The following is a 15350-nucleotide window of genomic DNA, read 5'->3' as shown; positions in this document are numbered from 1 at the left end:
CTAATTGAAATTAATGGCATTTGAATATTTAGAACCCGTAAATGTAGAATTACAGGAGACCATCCAATCCTTTTCAAACCAGACTTTATCAAATTTCGTAAGTTTTTATAACGGCGAAGAGGAAGAGAGCTTTGATAATACCCAGCTTGCCATTATTTGTGTGAAAGATTCTCGTAACAGTGTTTATGATGATAAATCTGAATTTTACTATGATGAGGTAAGGTCTCAATTATACAATATGTACGTTGGTAATTGGGAGTTGAATATTTTGGACTTAGGTGATATTTCGAAAGGTGATGAGGTTTCAGATACTGCTTATGTCCTTAAAATAATTCTTACTCAACTTTATAAAAAGTCTATTATTCCGATTATTCTAGGGGGTAGTCAGGATTTTACATTTTATCAATATAGAGCATACGATGGAGTAAAATATATGGTTAATCTTACTTCCGCCGATCATAAATTTGATTTAGGCAATTCGGAATTACCTATGAATGGGCAGTCTTATATTGGTAAGATGATAATAGATGAACCCTATAATCTTTTTAATTATTGCAATCTAGGGTATCAAACTTTTTTATCACCACAAGAAGAAATTGATTTGATGGAAAAACTCTTTTTTGAGGCTTTAAGATTAGGAGAGCTTAAGCAAGACTTCATAAGGGCTGAGCCTATTCTAAGAGATACAGACTTGCTAAGTATTGATATTTATTGTGTTAAATCTTCAGAAATTGCTGATTCTAGCCATAAAAATATTAATGGATTCAGTACATTTGACTTGTGCAAGTTATCTAGGTATGCTGGGATGAGTGATAAGCTAAGTTCTTTTGGAATATATGAGTTGCAAGCGATGAAAAAATCAGAAAGCCTTATTCATCTGATTTCCCAGATGTTATGGTATTTTCTGGAGGGATTCAACTTGAGGTTAAATGAAAAAGTATCTGAAAGTAATTCCAGTTTTGTAAAATATAATGTTCCTATACAAGATGAAATTTTAGTTTTTATTAAAAGTGAGGTTTCAGGACGTTGGTGGATCAAAATTCCAAATGGAAATAATAATGAACATAAACCCTCGTTATTAGCATGTGATAAACAGGATTATTTGGACGCTACTTCTTCGATAATACCGGATAGGTGGTTGAAAGCCAAATATAAAAACAGTATTTAATCACATATATTTTAATTATCGTTAAGAAAAAAATTGTTTATTTGCACACAATATTTGAATTTAATCACTTAATTATGAAACTTTATTTTGCATCTTCTAAAGGTTTTTATATCGCACTTCTAGCCTTTTTGGTAATGAGTTGTGGAAAAAGCGATAAGGGACAGCTTGTTGGAGTAGAAGGGAAAAAATGGTATCCTGAAAAACCATATGGTATGGTTTTAGTAAAAGGGGGCTCTTTTATCATGGGTAAATCTGATGATGATTTAGCAGGTGTTCAAAATGCTCCTCCAAAAACTGTTACTGTTCCTTCTTTTTACATGGATGAAACCGAAATTACTAACTCAGAATACAGACAATTTGTTGAAAGAGTTAGGGATTCTGTGATAAGACAAAAATTAGCTGAAGCTGCGGAGTTAGCCGGGGATGCTGATGGTAATGATGAAGGTATACAGCGTTTTGCTTTTAAAAACGCTAGTAGAGATGATGATGAAGAATTGAGCCCTTATCAGGAATTTTCTAAACATTATGATCCTTTAAATCAAGATTTGAACTGGAATCCTAAGATTATATGGGATCCCGCTCAATATCCTGATGAAGATTATGTTTATGTAATGGATGAATTTTATTTATCCAACGATCAATCTTATAACGGTAGAAGGATGCTTGATGTAACTCAATTCAAGTACAAATATAAGACGATGGATATCGACGCCGCTGCTAGAAAAAAAGGAGAGCGTACAGATTTTATAACCGATCAAGAAGTTATGGTATATCCTGATACTACAGTTTGGATAAAAGACTTCAATTATTCTTATAATGAACCAATGCATAACGACTATTTTTCACACACTGCCTACGACAATTACCCTGTAGTTGGTGTGACTTGGGGGCAAGCCAAAGCTTTTGCTAATTGGAGAACCAAGTATTTGAATGATTTTAGAAAGCAGAAAAATGAAGCTAATGTCAACTTTTTCAGACTTCCGTCTGAGGCTGAATGGGAGTATGCAGCAAGAGGCGGTATAGAGGGAGGAACATACCCTTGGGGTGGTCCCTATGCCAAAGACGATAGAGCTTGTTTTTTAGCAAATTTCAAACCTTTTAGAGGAGATTATGCAGCTGATGAAGCTCTTTATACAGTAGAGGCAGATGCTTATGAGCCTAACGATTACGGCTTGTATAATATGTCTGGTAACGTTGCTGAATGGGTTAACACTTCTTATGATCCGGCATCCTACGAATATGTATCTTCAATGAGTCCCAATGTGAATAATAGTGAAAATCAACGTAAAGTAGTAAGGGGTGGATCCTGGAAAGATGTAAGTTACTATCTACAGGTAAGCACAAGAGATTATGAATACTCAGATTCAGCTAGAAGTTATATAGGGTTCAGAATAGTTCAAGATTTCTTAGGTAATTCTTTAAATTTAAATTAAAACTAACTAAACGATCAAATTTTAAATTATGGCAAACTCAAAATCAAGTAAGAAAATAATGAATATGGTATACGGTCTTGGAGCGGCTGTAGTAATTATTGGTGCATTGTTTAAAATCATGCACTGGCCATTCGGTAATACAATGTTAATTATAGGTCTTCTTGTGGAAGCTGCAGTTTTTGCAATATCTGCATTTGAACCAGTAGATAATGATTTAGACTGGTCTAAAGTCTACCCTGAATTGAACCAGGACGGGACATCTTTAAGAGGAAAATCATCAAGTATGACAACTGAAGATGAACAAGGGCTTTTATCTAAAAAGCTGGACGATATGCTTAAAGAAGCTAAAATCGATTCAAGATTGATGGAAAGTTTAGGAGAGAGCATTAAAAATTTCGAAGGAGCAGCTCGTAATATTCAGCCTACAACAGATTCTATGGTATCTCAGAGAAAGTATAGTGAAGAACTAACACTTGCTGCCACTCACATGGAATCCTTGAACAATTTATACAAAGTACAGGTGGAATCTGCATCAAAACAAGCCGAAGCTAACCAGGCTGTTGCTGAGAATGCAGGCAGGTTGAAAGAACAAATGGAATCTTTGACCGCTAACTTAGACTCTCTTAATGGTGTTTATGGTGGTATGTTAACAGCAATGAGACCTAAAGCTTAAATTATAATTTCTTAAAAGAAAAACTATGGCTGGAGGAAAGCAAACCCCAAGGCAGAAAATGATTAACCTTATGTACTTGGTTTTTATAGCTATGATGGCTTTAAATATGTCCAAGGAAGTTTTGACTGCATTCGGGATAATCGATGAATCTTTGACTGAGTCGAATGAAAGTTTCATTGAAAAAAACAAAGTTGCTGTAGCAGGGCTTGAACAAAAAGCTCAAGAGTCGCCTGATCAGTTTAGAGAGGCTAAAAACTTAGCGACTTCTGTTGCATCACTAACAAACTCATATTTTCAGTATTTAGGTTCATTGAAAACTGAATTGAAAGGAACAGTTGATGATCCTAAGAATTACGAAAGTATGGATAAGACTAGTTACTTGGATGAGAAAATGATATCAAGTGGTAATCTTACTGAAGATGGAAAAAAGTTCATGAATGAAATGAAAACATATCATGATGGTATGATGGAATTGATAGGTGATGATCCTAAATATGCACAAATCTCTAGTGCTATTTCAAGAAAGTTTAATGGTGAGGACGTTGTTAATAATGAAAATGTAACGAAGAATTATATTGAATATCATTTCATTGGTTTTCCGTTAATTTCATCAATTACAAAATTATCTGCTCTTCAAAATGATATTAAAGTTTATGAAAACGAGCTTTTATCTAAAATGCTCGCCGGAGAATTGACTCAGATGGTTTCTATGGATAATTATTCAACTCTTTTGCAAACAGAAAGAGGAGCATATTATCAGGGAGACAAATTTAACGGTTCTATTGTTTTGGGAAGGACTGATGAATCAACTCGACCAAATAAAGTTGATTTGACTCTTGATGGAAGACAATTGTCAGAATCTGACTATGAAATTAAAGAAGGACGTGTAGTTCTAAATGTAAATGCCGGTCAGGCTGGTGAACATTTGATTAAGGGAAAATTAGTTTTTAATCAAGATGGAGAAACCATTGAAGTTCCTGTAAATCAATCTTTTTCTGTGATTCCGAAACCAAACCAGGCTATTGTGTCTGCAGACAAAATGAATGTGGTTTACAGAGGTATTGAAAATCCAATTACTGTTTCTATGCCTGGTGTACCAGGGAATAAAGTGAATGCAAGTGCTCCTGGTTTAAGGCGTGTGCAAGGTTCGCAGTATATGATGGTGCCACAGACTGGTAATGAAGTGAAAATAAGTGTAGTTGGTGAAATTGATGGTGAAAAATTCCCGTCAACAACAACTTTTAGAATAAAGAGTTTACCAAGGCCAACACCAACAGTGAGAGGTCAGGTGCAAGAAGGTGGAGCTGTACAAATGCCTAAAAATGCATTAAAAGTTTCACCGATTGGAGCAACTTTTGAAAATTTCGATTTTGATATTACTCCTGTCGTGAAGCGTTTTACATTAAGCATACCTGGTCAGCCTTCTGTCGTTGTAAACGGAAGCAGGTTGGATAGAAAAGCACAAGAACTTTTGGAACTTGCTAGAGCTGGAGATATTATACAAATATTCGATATCAAGGCCGATGTGCCGGGCGTGAATGTTAAAAATATGCCTGCATTATTGGTTCAAATAACAAATTAAATTAAGATGATGATGTATTCTAATTTTAAAGTATTTATGTGTTCGATTCTTGCTTTGTGCGGAAGTTTAGCAGTAGCTCAGTCGAATATTTTAAATGCCTCTAAACCCTCTCAGGTAGGTGTTTTGACAGAAGATCAAAAAAGGGCTGATGACGATAAACCTCTAGAATACGGTTATATTGGTGACAGAGATATTCTATGGTCTAAAGTTGTCTGGGAAAAAATTGATTTGAATCAAAAGGTCAATTTTCCTTTACTTTATCCAACTCAAGATGATTCTTTTTCTTCAGACAGACGTTCTCTTTATAAAGTTTTGCTCGATGCTATTGAAGAAGGAGCTAAAGACTCTACTTCTGCTGATGGTATCACTGAAGTGTATGCAACTAGTTATTTTAATAAGAAGAAATCGTATGAAGATATTCTTGGGTCTACAAAATCTGTTTTCCTTCCAGATGTTGCTTTGGATATTCTTGGTCAATATGGTGTTACCGGAACAGAAAGTGTTCAAGAGTTTATAAATAGATCTCTAGCTGGAAACCTTTCAAATTACCCAGATCAATATCCACAAGAATTGATTGACCAAATGGAACCTTACTTGATTCCTTATGAAATTACTAGTGACAGCATCTTAGAATACCATATTAAAGGAATGTGGTACTTTGATAAACTTCAAGGTGAGATGAGGTATAGATTGCTTGGTATTGCACCAGCTGGAAAAGATATACAAAGTAAAAATCCGAGTTTCACTGGAGAAGCAGAAATTGTTCCTTATTTTTGGGTTTGGTTTTCTGACGCTAGACAGGTTTTACATGAGGCTAAAGTATTGAACAACGAGAATAGTTCTATGCCTTTTAGTTTTGACCATTTACTAAATTCTAGACGTTTTGATGCCGTTATCTATAAGACTCAAAACGTTTATGAGGATAGAGAGGTCTCCGATTACATTCAAGATAATGCATTATTGCAGCTTCTAGAATCCAATAGAATTAAAGAAGAAATAAGAAACTTCGAATTAGATATGTGGAATTACTAATTTCAAATTATTTTTAATCATAAATTAGCCCTTGCAAATTGTAAGGGTTTTTTTATGGAATATACCATAAAAACTAAGCTGATATTAAGTGATATGTTGAAAGATGAAATACATATGACCTTTAAAAAATTAAAATATATGGACATATGAAAGATGTTTTAATAGTTGGATTTGGTATTGCGGGTTTGTCGTTTGCTAAGCAGCTTGAGATAAGGTCAAAAACCTTTGATGTTATCTCAGATGAAAGCCAGCAGTCTTCTAAGGTAGCTGGAGGTGTTTTAAATCCAGTAGCACTTAAACGCTATAACTTAGCCTGGAACGCAGATGTTTTGATGTCTGAAGCTATAGAATTTTACAATCATTTTAATACAGACTCTGACAAAAATTATTTTAAAAAAGTTCCAGTTTACAAACTTTTTTCTTCAGTCGAAGACCAGAATAATTGGATTGTTGCTTCAGATCAACCGAAACTTGAACCATTTCTTAACACGAATATTAGTAGTTTAGATTCTTCAGTACAATCTAAATACAAAGCGGGTGAAGTTCTTCAGTCTCATCTTTTAGAGCTTAAAAGACTGATTGAAGATAAGAAATCAAACTATAGGAAAGCTTCAAAATTCTTTTCTGAACACATAGAGTATAACGAGATTGAATTCAGAAATGAAAGCGTAGTTTATAAGGACAGAGAGTATGGATCCATTGTTTTCTGTGAAGGATTCGGAGTTGTAAATAATCCTTTTTTCAAATGGTTGCCTATCTATGGTAATAAAGGCGAGTACTTAATTTTTAAGTCTACAGACTTGAATTCCAATCAAAAGATTCTAAAGTCCAAAAACTTTATTATTCCACTCGGAAACGACTTATATAAATTTGGAGCCACTTACTCTCGTGAACATCTTGATGATCAACCCACAGAAAATGCACGAGTAGAACTCAAAGCAAAACTTTCTGAAATGATAAATTGCCATTATGAAATTGTTGATCAGGTTGCGGGTGTAAGGCCTACTGTAAGAGATCGAAAACCTATTCTGGGATCTCATCCGGAATACAGAAATCTATTTATACTTAATGGTTTTGGAAGTAGAGGTGTTATGGCTGCGCCGAGCCTTTCTGAAAAACTAGTCAATTTGATGTTTCAAAATAAGGAAGTCGACAAAGAGATTAGTCTTGACCGCTTTTTGAAGCTTTATTCTTAGCATTCTTGTCGTAAGATAAAAACATATTGATCCAGACATTTCTGGATAGTCTCATAATGATAGGACCTAAAGCTACAAGGACCACTATTATGGATATAAAGGAAGGAACAACTCCCAATCCTATAAAAAAGTAAGAGGTGATAAATGCAGCTACTGCAAATGCAACGCCAATGCCATAACTTACGTACATAGCACCATAGAAAAATGAAGGTTCAATTTTATATTTAGTATTGCAAACTGAGCATCTTTCGTACATTTCATAAATTTTACTCAACTTGTAAGGGTTTGATTCTTTGTACATATCACCCTCGTGACAGACAGGACATTTTCCTGTAAAGACACTATATAATTTTGACCCCTTCAGCATTATGAATAAATTTTAGTTTTACATTACAAAAATACCAATATTTGCAAAAATTACAGGTAACATATGCTACACATTCACAATCTTTCTATTTCTTTTGGTGGAGAGTATCTTTTTAAAGAAATCAGTTTTAAGCTGAGTGCAGGAAATAGGGTAGGTCTTATTGGAAAAAATGGAGCCGGAAAGTCTACCATGCTTAAGATTATCTCTGGTGAAATGCCTCTAGATCAAGGTCAAATTGCAAAAGATAAGGAGATAAATATAGGCTTTCTAAAGCAAGATATCGATTTTGAAGAGGGAAGAACAGTTTTGGAAGAAGCTTATCAGGCTTTCGAAGCTATAAAATCCTTAGAATCAAAGTTAGATCATATCAATCAGCAATTAGTAGAAAGAACAGATTACGAAAGTGAAGGTTATAATCAATTGATGATCGACCTTAACGATTACCAGCATCAATATGAAATATTAGGAGGTTATAATTACCAAGGTGAAACCGAAAGAGTCTTAAAAGGGTTAGGTTTTACAACTGAGGATTTTGGAAAACAGACAGACACTTTTTCTGGAGGATGGAGAATGCGTATTGAACTTGCAAAATTACTTCTACAAAGCAATGATATTCTCCTTTTGGATGAGCCTACCAACCACCTTGATATAGAGAGTATACTATGGCTTGAAAGTTTTCTGCAAAACTTCCTTGGTTGTGTAGTTATTGTTTCTCACGATAAAATGTTTCTGGACAACGTGACCAACAGAACCATAGAATTATCATTGGGTCAAATTTACGATTACAACAAGCCATATTCTAAATTTAAAGTGCTTAGAGAAGAATTGCGCGAACAACAACTTGCTGCGCAAAAAAATCAGCAGAAGGAAATAGAGCAGACAGAAAAGCTTATCAGTAAATTTAGAGCCAAAGCGAATAAAGCTTCGATGGCGCAATCGCTTATCAAAAAACTTGAGAAAACTGAAGTTATTGAAGTCGATGAGGAGGACAATCAAGTAATGAACGTTAAGTTTAACAGTTCAAAAAATCCTGGTAAGGTTGTGATAGAAGCCGAGAATTTATCCAAATCCTTTGGTGATGACATCGTTTTCAAAGACGTAGATTTTTTAATCGAAAGGAATTCTAAAATTGCATTCGTTGGACAGAACGGACAAGGGAAGTCTACGTTGGCTAAAATTATAGTAGGAGAACTTGAGCATGGTGGACACATCAAGCTTGGTCATAATGTAGAAATAGGTTATTTCGCTCAAAACCAAGCTGAGTATCTGGATGGTAATAAGACGGTCTTAGATACGATGATAGATGCGGCCAACGAAAGTAACAGAAGTCGGGTGCGGGATATTTTGGGCTCTTTCCTCTTTAGAGGTGATGATGTTACCAAGTTTGTAAAAGTGCTTTCTGGTGGGGAAAGAAACCGTCTAGCTTTGGCTAAAATGTCTCTATCTCCTTTCAATGTCTTGATTATGGATGAGCCTACCAACCACTTGGATATTCAATCCAAAAACGTTTTAAAATCAGCGCTAAATAACTTTGAAGGAACATTAATTCTAGTTTCTCACGATAGAGATTTTCTACAAGGCCTTGCAGATTCTGTCTATGAATTTAGAAACAATACCGTGAAAGAATTCTTAGGTGGCATCAACGACTACTTAAAATATAGAGAGCTAGAGTCGATGAGGGAAGTGGAGAAGAAGGACAAGAAGCAGAAAGAAGCTAAAGCTGAGTCTTCCAGTAAAAACGACTATGAATTTCAGAAAAAACAAAAGTCGCTTCAGAATAAATTGAGTAGCGTTGAGTCCAAAATCTCTAAGCTTGAGAAAGAGATAAAGGAAATGGACAAAAAGCTTGAAGAAAAATACGAGGAAACGATCAAAAAAGAAGACTTCTTCGAAAATTATAATGCTAAAAAATCTAAAATGGAAACTCTCATGAAGTCGTGGGAAGATCTGCAAATTGAGATTGAAGAAATATAAAACAGCGGTTTAACTTTTTACCTGATTTGAGGTCTTAATGCTACTATGAGAAAAATAATTTTATCGGTTCTTGGAGTTTTGATCATCGTCTTAGCGATTTTTGTTGCAAAATTTATAATTGATAGCAACGTAAAAGAAAAGCCAGAAAATCTTCAGCTAGAAAAGCCAGTTGTTGTCCAAACAGTTAAAAACAGAACCATTCCAGTTCAATTGACTACAAATGGAACAGTATCAGCTCTAAACAAGTTTGAAATTTTCGCAGAAGTTGAAGGCGTGTTTTTGAAAAGTTCCAAAAACTTTAGGGCAGGTCAATACTATAGAAAGGGAGAGCTTCTTCTTAAAATCAATGACAGGGAATTTACAGCCAATGTTCAATCTGTGAAGAGTTCACTTTTTAGTTCATTATCATCTATAATGCCAGACTTGAGATTAGATTATCCAGATATTTATCCCAAATGGAAAGCTTATTTGGATGAGTTTTCAATGAAATCTTCAACTCCGGAATTACCGGAATTTGAAAATAATAAAGAAAGGTATTTTATAACTGGAAGAAATATTTTATCTGATTATTACACGCTCAAAAATCTCGAAGAGCGTTTATCCAAATTTAACTTGAGAGCACCATTTGACGGGGTTTTAACAGAGGCTTTAGTTAATGAAGGAACACTCGTGAGACCCGGTCAAAAACTGGGAGAATTTATTGATCCATCTGTCTTTGAATTAATGATAGCACTTAAGCAAGAATATATCAAATTTATTGATGTTGGCAACAAGGTAGAAATGCATCCTCTTAATCAGGACGAGACTTTTGAAGGTGAAATCACAAGAATAAATGCTCAAATTGACCAAAGCTCTCAAAGTGTTCAGGTTTTTATTCGATTTAAGAATGAAGACGCTAAAGAAGGCATGTATCTGGAAGCTATAGTTACAGCAAATGAAATTGAAAATTCAGTTCAGATTCCGCGTGAGCTTATTATAAATACGTCTGAAGTTTATGCCGTTGAGGATGGACTTTTGAAATTGATAACTATTAATCCTGTTCACTTCAACAAAGAACAGGTTATCGTAAAGGGAATTCCAGACGGTACTAAAATTTTATCTGGAGTCGTGCCTGGCGCCTATTCAGGAATGAAAGTTTCCATAGAAAAAGAAGAATCTTTGTAAGAATTGTATTGTGAGAAAACTTATTTCCTATTTCATAAAATATGACGTCGCCGTAAATGTCGTCATTCTAGCATTTGTCATTTTTGGGATTGCAGGGGCTTTAAGTCTGAAGTCTTCTTTCTTTCCACTTGTGGAGTCAAAAATTATTCAGATTTCGGTGAATTATCCTGGTTCCGCACCAGAAGAAATCGAAGAAGGAATCATCCTCAAGATAGAAGATAACCTGAAAGGACTTGAAGGGATAGATAGAGTCACTTCCGTCGCCAGAGAAAGCGGTGGTTCTATAACTGTAGAGATAGAGCAAGACGAAGATATTGACGTCATGCTTACGGAGGTGAAGAACGCTGTTGATCGAGTTCCAACCTTTCCTTCGGGAATGGAACCTTTGGTCGTTGCCAAACAAGAAAATGTAAGGCAGACTATTGATTTTGCTATCTCTGGTGATGATATTTCTCTGAAGACGCTTAAGGATATCAGTTACCAAATCGAGTCTGACTTGAGGAGGCTTGATGGTATTTCTCAAATTGAAATCACTGGTTTTCCAAATGAAGAAATTGAAATTTCTCTTTCTGAAGATCAACTTTTAGCTTATAATTTAACTTTTGAAGAAGTTGCTCAAAAAGTTGCTCAAAATAATATCCTTACCACAGGTGGAACTATTAAGACCTCTGCAGAAGATTATTTGATAAGAGCAAATCAAAGGAATTACTACGCAGACGCACTCAACGATATTGTAGTGAGATCTGATGCAAGCGGAAATACCGTAAGATTATCTGATATTGCTGAGGTAAAAGATCAATTTGAAGACACAGCGAACGTATCCTTTTTTAATGGGAATGTTTCTGTAAATATTTCAATAAGCAATACCAATTCCGAAGACCTTATTTCAACAGCTGATAAAGTAAATGTTTATGTTGATGAGTTCAATGAAAAAAACAATAATGTTCAGCTTAATGTTGTAAGTGATAATTCAATCACTTTGAAGCAAAGAACACAACTTCTTCTAGAAAACGGGGCAGTTGGGATCCTGCTTGTTTTGTTTTTCCTTTCCCTATTTCTTAACACTCGCTTAGCTTTTTGGGTCTCCTTTGGTTTACCTGTTGCTTTTTTGGGAATGTTTGTTTTTGCTGGGTTATTCAATGTAACTATAAATGTTCTTTCATTGTTTGGGATGATTATCGTAATTGGTATTCTGGTAGATGACGGGATTGTAATTTCAGAGAATATCTATCAACATTACGAAAGGGGTAAAAAACCAATTCAAGCTGCTATAGATGGGACAATGGAAGTTCTTCCTCCAGTGATTTCAGCTATTATTACTACTATTTTAGCCTTTGTCACTTTCTTGTTTTTAGACAGTAGGATAGGAGAATTTTTCAGTGAAGTCTCTACTGTAGTTATTTTGACGCTTGTCGTCTCACTGGTAGAAGCTTTCATAATCTTACCTGCTCACATAGCGCATTCTAAAGCACTTGTGAGAAATACAGATTCAGAAGATGAAAATAAAAGTTTCTTTGGGAAACTCTTTAGCAAATTAAGATCTGTCAACAAAGTTGGTGATAAAATAATGAGTTATCTCCGTGATAGGTTTTACGCTCCTATTTTGAGATTTTCCTTAAAAAATCAGATATTTTCACTTTCCATATTTGTAGCTTTCATCATTATCACCATAGGAGCTATTGGAGGAAATATTGTAAGAATTACTTTGTTTCCAAGTATTGCTAGTGATAGAGTATCTATAAATTTACTTATGGCTGAAGGTGTGAATCCAGCCAAAACAGACTCTATTATTTCCTATGTAGAAGCTGCCGCCTGGAGGGTGAACGAAGATTTTACCGAACGTCAATCTGGAAATAAACAGGTAGTAGAAAATATTATAAAACGAGTTGGACCGGGCAATAATAAAGCTTCTCTTCAAGTTAATCTATTGCCAGGGGAAGAGCGTGATTTTTCTTCTCCAGAAATTACCAACGCGATAAGAGAAGAGGCAGGAACTATACTTGGTGTAGAAAATCTCACTTATGGTTCTGGAGGTAATTTTGGTGGCTCACCAGTTTCGGTTTCTCTTTTAGGTAATAATATTAATGAGTTACAAGCAGCTAAGGAGGCTTTGAAAAAGGAGATGGAAGATAATCCCCTTTTAAAGGATGTCTCAGATACAGATCCGGAAGGGATTAAGGAAATAGATATAAGGCTTAAGGAAAATGCTTATGCTTTAGGTCTGGATTTATCTGAGGTGATGCGTCAGGTAAGAAATGGATTTTTCGGTGCTTCCGCACAACGTTTTCAAAGAGGTCAAGACGAAATACGAGTTTGGGTAAGATATAATTTAGAAAACAGGTCTTCCATTTCCAATCTTGAAGATATGCGTTTGACAACTCCTTCCGGAAGCAGAGTCCCTTTTTCTGAAATTGCAACTTATGAAATCATAAGAGGAACAGAATCTATTAGTCACTTGGACGGATTGCGTGAAATTCAGGTTAGTGCAGATATGGAGGATCCCAACGGAAGTTCTACTGAAATTCTAGCAGACATTCAGAATAATGTCATGCCAGATCTTTTAAACAAATATCAATCTCTTTCGGTGTCTTATGAAGGTCAAAACAGAGAAGCTGGAAAATTATCAAATTCAGCAAAAGGAGTTTTACCTATTATTTTATTTCTGATTTATGCAACTATTGCTTTTACATTTAGAAGCTATAGCCAACCACTTATTCTTCTGCTGTTGGTTCCATTTAGCATCATTGGCGTAGCTTGGGGGCATTATTTTCATGGTTTCCCTATCAATGTTTTATCCGCTTTGGGAATTATAGCTCTCATTGGTATTATGGTAAACGATGGACTGGTGCTGATTGGCAGATTCAATAATAACATACGAGATGGTCTTTCTTTTGATGACGCCATTTTCAATGCCGGCAAATCTAGATTTAGAGCTATTTTTCTTACTTCTCTGACAACAATTGCTGGTTTGGCACCACTTATTTTTGAGAAAAGCCGACAGGCACAATTTTTAAAACCTATGGCTATTTCTATAGCTTACGGAATTGGAATTGCGACCGTATTAACGCTTATTTTGCTTCCTATTTTCTTATCAATAAGCAATTACATCAAGGTAGGGGCAAAGTGGATTCCAAAAGGGAAAGTAGTAGATAGAGTGACTTTAGAAAGAGCTTATAAAGAACAACAAGGAGAAAAAGCACATGAAGATGAGAAGTAAATTAGTCATCTTATTAGTTTTATTGACAGCTTGTCTTACAGCACAAGAGGTTAGAAAAGATACATTACTGGATAAAAATCAGGCGATTGAATTGGTTCTTAGTAAAAACTTCGACATTGAAGTTTCTGAGAATAACCTGGAAATTGCAGATAATAATCAAGGTATTCTGAATTCAGGATATTTACCTACATTGTCTACAAGCTTTGGTTATGATTTCAGCCTTCAAGACCGACTCGCTGAGGTTGAAGGGCGTGAACCAATAGATCAAAATGATCTGGAGACTCGAAGCTATAGAGCAAGTTTAGATTTAAACTACACAGTTTTTGACGGCTTGGGGCGTCTTTACAATTACAAAAGCCTTAAGGAACAGTACGATCTTTCAGGATTGGAAGTAAGAGAAACAATTGAAAATACTCTTATCCAGATGTTCACAGTGTATTATGAAGTGGCTAGGATTTATGAGAACGTTCAGATCCTTGAGCAAACCATGGAAATTTCTAATGAAAGAGTAAAACGATCCAATTATCAATTTCAATTTGGTCAAAATTCAAAACTAGTAGTTCTTAATGCTGAAGTCGATGCTGCCAATGATAGCATCAACCTCATAAATGCAAGACAAAACCTAGAAAATACACGTCGGGACTTGATGTTAATTTTAAATATTGAATTTGAAAAAGAATTTAAAGTAGATACTCTGGTCAATTTTATTCCAGAACTTCTTATAGCTCAGTACATCGAAAAAGCTGAAGAGAACAATGTCTCTGTTCTTAAAATTGAAAGAAATCTGACCATTAGTGATTACGATATCAAAATCAGCAGATCGGGTTATTTTCCTCAAATAGACCTGTTTGGTTCTTATGGATGGAATAGGAACATAAGTCCAGAATCCCCTTTTTTTCCAGGTTCCACACAAACTTTAGAAGGACTGTCAGCAGGGGTGAGTTTGTCATGGAACTTGTTTGATGGCGGGCAGACTGCCGTTAGAGTACAGAATGCTAAAGTGGGCTACAAGACTCAGGAAGTCTTAAAAGATCAGATTAAGTTTCAGGTCAAACGCGATATCTCAAACGCGTTCAATAACTACAAAAATCGATTGTATATCTTTGAATTGCAAGAGCAAAATGTGATTACAAATAAAAATAACTTTGACCGTTCCAAGGAGCAATTCAGTATAGGTCAGATTACTTCTATCGAGTTTCGACAAGCACAAATCAATTTGATAAATGCACAAACAAGTCGTAATTTAGCTAAATACGATGCGAAGATTGCAGAATTACAGTTGTTACAACTGACAGGTCAACTATTAAATATCGACTTTTAATGTTTGAATATTACTTTCAATGTCCTTATTGCTGGGAAGAAATTAGTATGCTGTTGGATCCGTCTGTGAGGCAGCAAACCTATGTGGAAGACTGTGAAGTCTGCTGTAACCCAATTCAAGTGACAGTTCGTTTTGAAGACGAAGAACTTCAAGAATTCAGGGCTGAAGATATTGAGCAATAAAAGTTGAAGTTTTATTTTGTAGAATTGATAATTCGACTTAT

At 35.2% G+C, this 15350-nt stretch carries 12 protein-coding genes; 11 read left to right on the top strand and 1 reads right to left on the bottom strand.

Features of this window, described 5'->3' with window-relative positions:
• Nucleotides 1–13: 13 nt before the first annotated feature.
• The 6 genes from ACFQ0R_RS08740 (at nt 14) to ACFQ0R_RS08715 (ending at nt 7084) form a co-directional block, all read left to right on the top strand.
• The gene (locus ACFQ0R_RS08740; protein WP_379657990.1) at nt 14–1168 is read left to right on the top strand and encodes a formimidoylglutamase; all 1155 of its coding nucleotides are present in this window, start codon (nt 14–16) and stop codon (nt 1166–1168) included.
• A gap of 74 nt (nt 1169–1242) precedes the next feature.
• Nucleotides 1243–2601 (top strand): T9SS ring complex lipoprotein PorK/GldK, encoded by a 1359-nt coding sequence (porK, locus tag ACFQ0R_RS08735; RefSeq protein WP_379657989.1) that lies wholly within the window; start codon nt 1243–1245, stop codon nt 2599–2601.
• A 28-nt stretch (nt 2602–2629) separates the two neighbouring features.
• Entirely contained in the window at nt 2630–3274 is a 645-nt protein-coding gene (gene porL, locus ACFQ0R_RS08730; protein WP_379657988.1) for a type IX secretion system motor protein PorL/GldL, read from the top strand.
• 25 nt (nt 3275–3299) lie between these two features.
• A complete protein-coding gene (gene porM, locus ACFQ0R_RS08725; protein WP_379657987.1) occupies nt 3300–4856 on the top strand; it encodes a type IX secretion system motor protein PorM/GldM in 1557 nt (518 codons plus the stop codon).
• A gap of 9 nt (nt 4857–4865) precedes the next feature.
• The gene (gene porN / locus ACFQ0R_RS08720) at nt 4866–5888 is read left to right on the top strand and encodes a type IX secretion system ring protein PorN/GldN (protein WP_449314343.1); all 1023 of its coding nucleotides are present in this window, start codon (nt 4866–4868) and stop codon (nt 5886–5888) included.
• A 146-nt stretch (nt 5889–6034) separates the two neighbouring features.
• Nucleotides 6035–7084 carry an NAD(P)/FAD-dependent oxidoreductase gene (locus ACFQ0R_RS08715; RefSeq protein WP_379657985.1) on the top strand — a complete coding sequence of 350 codons (1050 nt, stop codon included), beginning with the start codon at nt 6035–6037 and terminating at the stop codon, nt 7082–7084.
• On the opposite strand, the gene ACFQ0R_RS08710 is transcribed toward ACFQ0R_RS08715, so the two are convergent.
• A complete protein-coding gene (locus ACFQ0R_RS08710; protein WP_379657984.1) occupies nt 7050–7451 on the bottom strand; it encodes a DUF983 domain-containing protein in 402 nt (133 codons plus the stop codon). The two genes, ACFQ0R_RS08715 and ACFQ0R_RS08710, sit on opposite strands and share 35 nt — an antisense overlap.
• 63 nt (nt 7452–7514) lie before the next feature.
• Here ACFQ0R_RS08710 and ACFQ0R_RS08705 point away from each other — a divergent pair, with 63 nt between their 5' ends.
• The 5 genes from ACFQ0R_RS08705 to ACFQ0R_RS08685 are packed head-to-tail and all read left to right on the top strand — an operon-like array spanning nt 7515 to nt 15309.
• The gene (locus ACFQ0R_RS08705; RefSeq protein ID WP_379657983.1) at nt 7515–9425 is read left to right on the top strand and encodes an ABC-F family ATP-binding cassette domain-containing protein; all 1911 of its coding nucleotides are present in this window, start codon (nt 7515–7517) and stop codon (nt 9423–9425) included.
• Nucleotides 9426–9470: 45 nt separating this feature from the next.
• Complete coding sequence (locus tag ACFQ0R_RS08700; protein WP_379657982.1) at nt 9471–10589, top strand: efflux RND transporter periplasmic adaptor subunit; 1119 nt, start codon at nt 9471–9473, stop codon at nt 10587–10589.
• A gap of 10 nt (nt 10590–10599) precedes the next feature.
• Complete coding sequence (locus ACFQ0R_RS08695) at nt 10600–13806, top strand: efflux RND transporter permease subunit (RefSeq protein WP_379657981.1); 3207 nt, start codon at nt 10600–10602, stop codon at nt 13804–13806.
• The gene (locus ACFQ0R_RS08690) at nt 13796–15127 is read left to right on the top strand and encodes a TolC family protein (RefSeq protein WP_379657980.1); all 1332 of its coding nucleotides are present in this window, start codon (nt 13796–13798) and stop codon (nt 15125–15127) included. The genes ACFQ0R_RS08695 and ACFQ0R_RS08690 overlap by 11 nt, the downstream gene beginning before the upstream one ends.
• A complete protein-coding gene (locus tag ACFQ0R_RS08685) occupies nt 15127–15309 on the top strand; it encodes a CPXCG motif-containing cysteine-rich protein (protein ID WP_379657979.1) in 183 nt (60 codons plus the stop codon). Before ACFQ0R_RS08690 ends, ACFQ0R_RS08685 begins: the two co-directional genes overlap by 1 nt.
• Nucleotides 15310–15350 lie beyond the last annotated feature (41 nt).

It is taken from the genome of Psychroflexus salinarum, from assembly GCF_042677225.1.
Lineage (GTDB): Bacteria > Bacteroidota > Bacteroidia > Flavobacteriales > Flavobacteriaceae > Psychroflexus > Psychroflexus salinarum.
Note: the sequence above shows the minus strand (reverse complement) of the source record. Positions and strands in the feature narration are given on the sequence as shown.

Coding starts and splice junctions, on each gene's coding strand:
- ACFQ0R_RS08740 (WP_379657990.1), top strand. CDS start 14: ATGGCATTTGAATATTTAGAACCCGTAAATGTAGAATTACAGGAGACC.
- porK (WP_379657989.1), top strand. CDS start 1,243: ATGAAACTTTATTTTGCATCTTCTAAAGGTTTTTATATCGCACTTCTA.
- porL (WP_379657988.1), top strand. CDS start 2,630: ATGGCAAACTCAAAATCAAGTAAGAAAATAATGAATATGGTATACGGT.
- porM (WP_379657987.1), top strand. CDS start 3,300: ATGGCTGGAGGAAAGCAAACCCCAAGGCAGAAAATGATTAACCTTATG.
- porN (WP_449314343.1), top strand. CDS start 4,866: ATGATGTATTCTAATTTTAAAGTATTTATGTGTTCGATTCTTGCTTTG.
- ACFQ0R_RS08715 (WP_379657985.1), top strand. CDS start 6,035: ATGAAAGATGTTTTAATAGTTGGATTTGGTATTGCGGGTTTGTCGTTT.
- ACFQ0R_RS08710 (WP_379657984.1), bottom strand. CDS start 7,451: ATGCTGAAGGGGTCAAAATTATATAGTGTCTTTACAGGAAAATGTCCT.
- ACFQ0R_RS08705 (WP_379657983.1), top strand. CDS start 7,515: ATGCTACACATTCACAATCTTTCTATTTCTTTTGGTGGAGAGTATCTT.
- ACFQ0R_RS08700 (WP_379657982.1), top strand. CDS start 9,471: ATGAGAAAAATAATTTTATCGGTTCTTGGAGTTTTGATCATCGTCTTA.
- ACFQ0R_RS08690 (WP_379657980.1), top strand. CDS start 13,796: ATGAGAAGTAAATTAGTCATCTTATTAGTTTTATTGACAGCTTGTCTT.
- ACFQ0R_RS08685 (WP_379657979.1), top strand. CDS start 15,127: ATGTTTGAATATTACTTTCAATGTCCTTATTGCTGGGAAGAAATTAGT.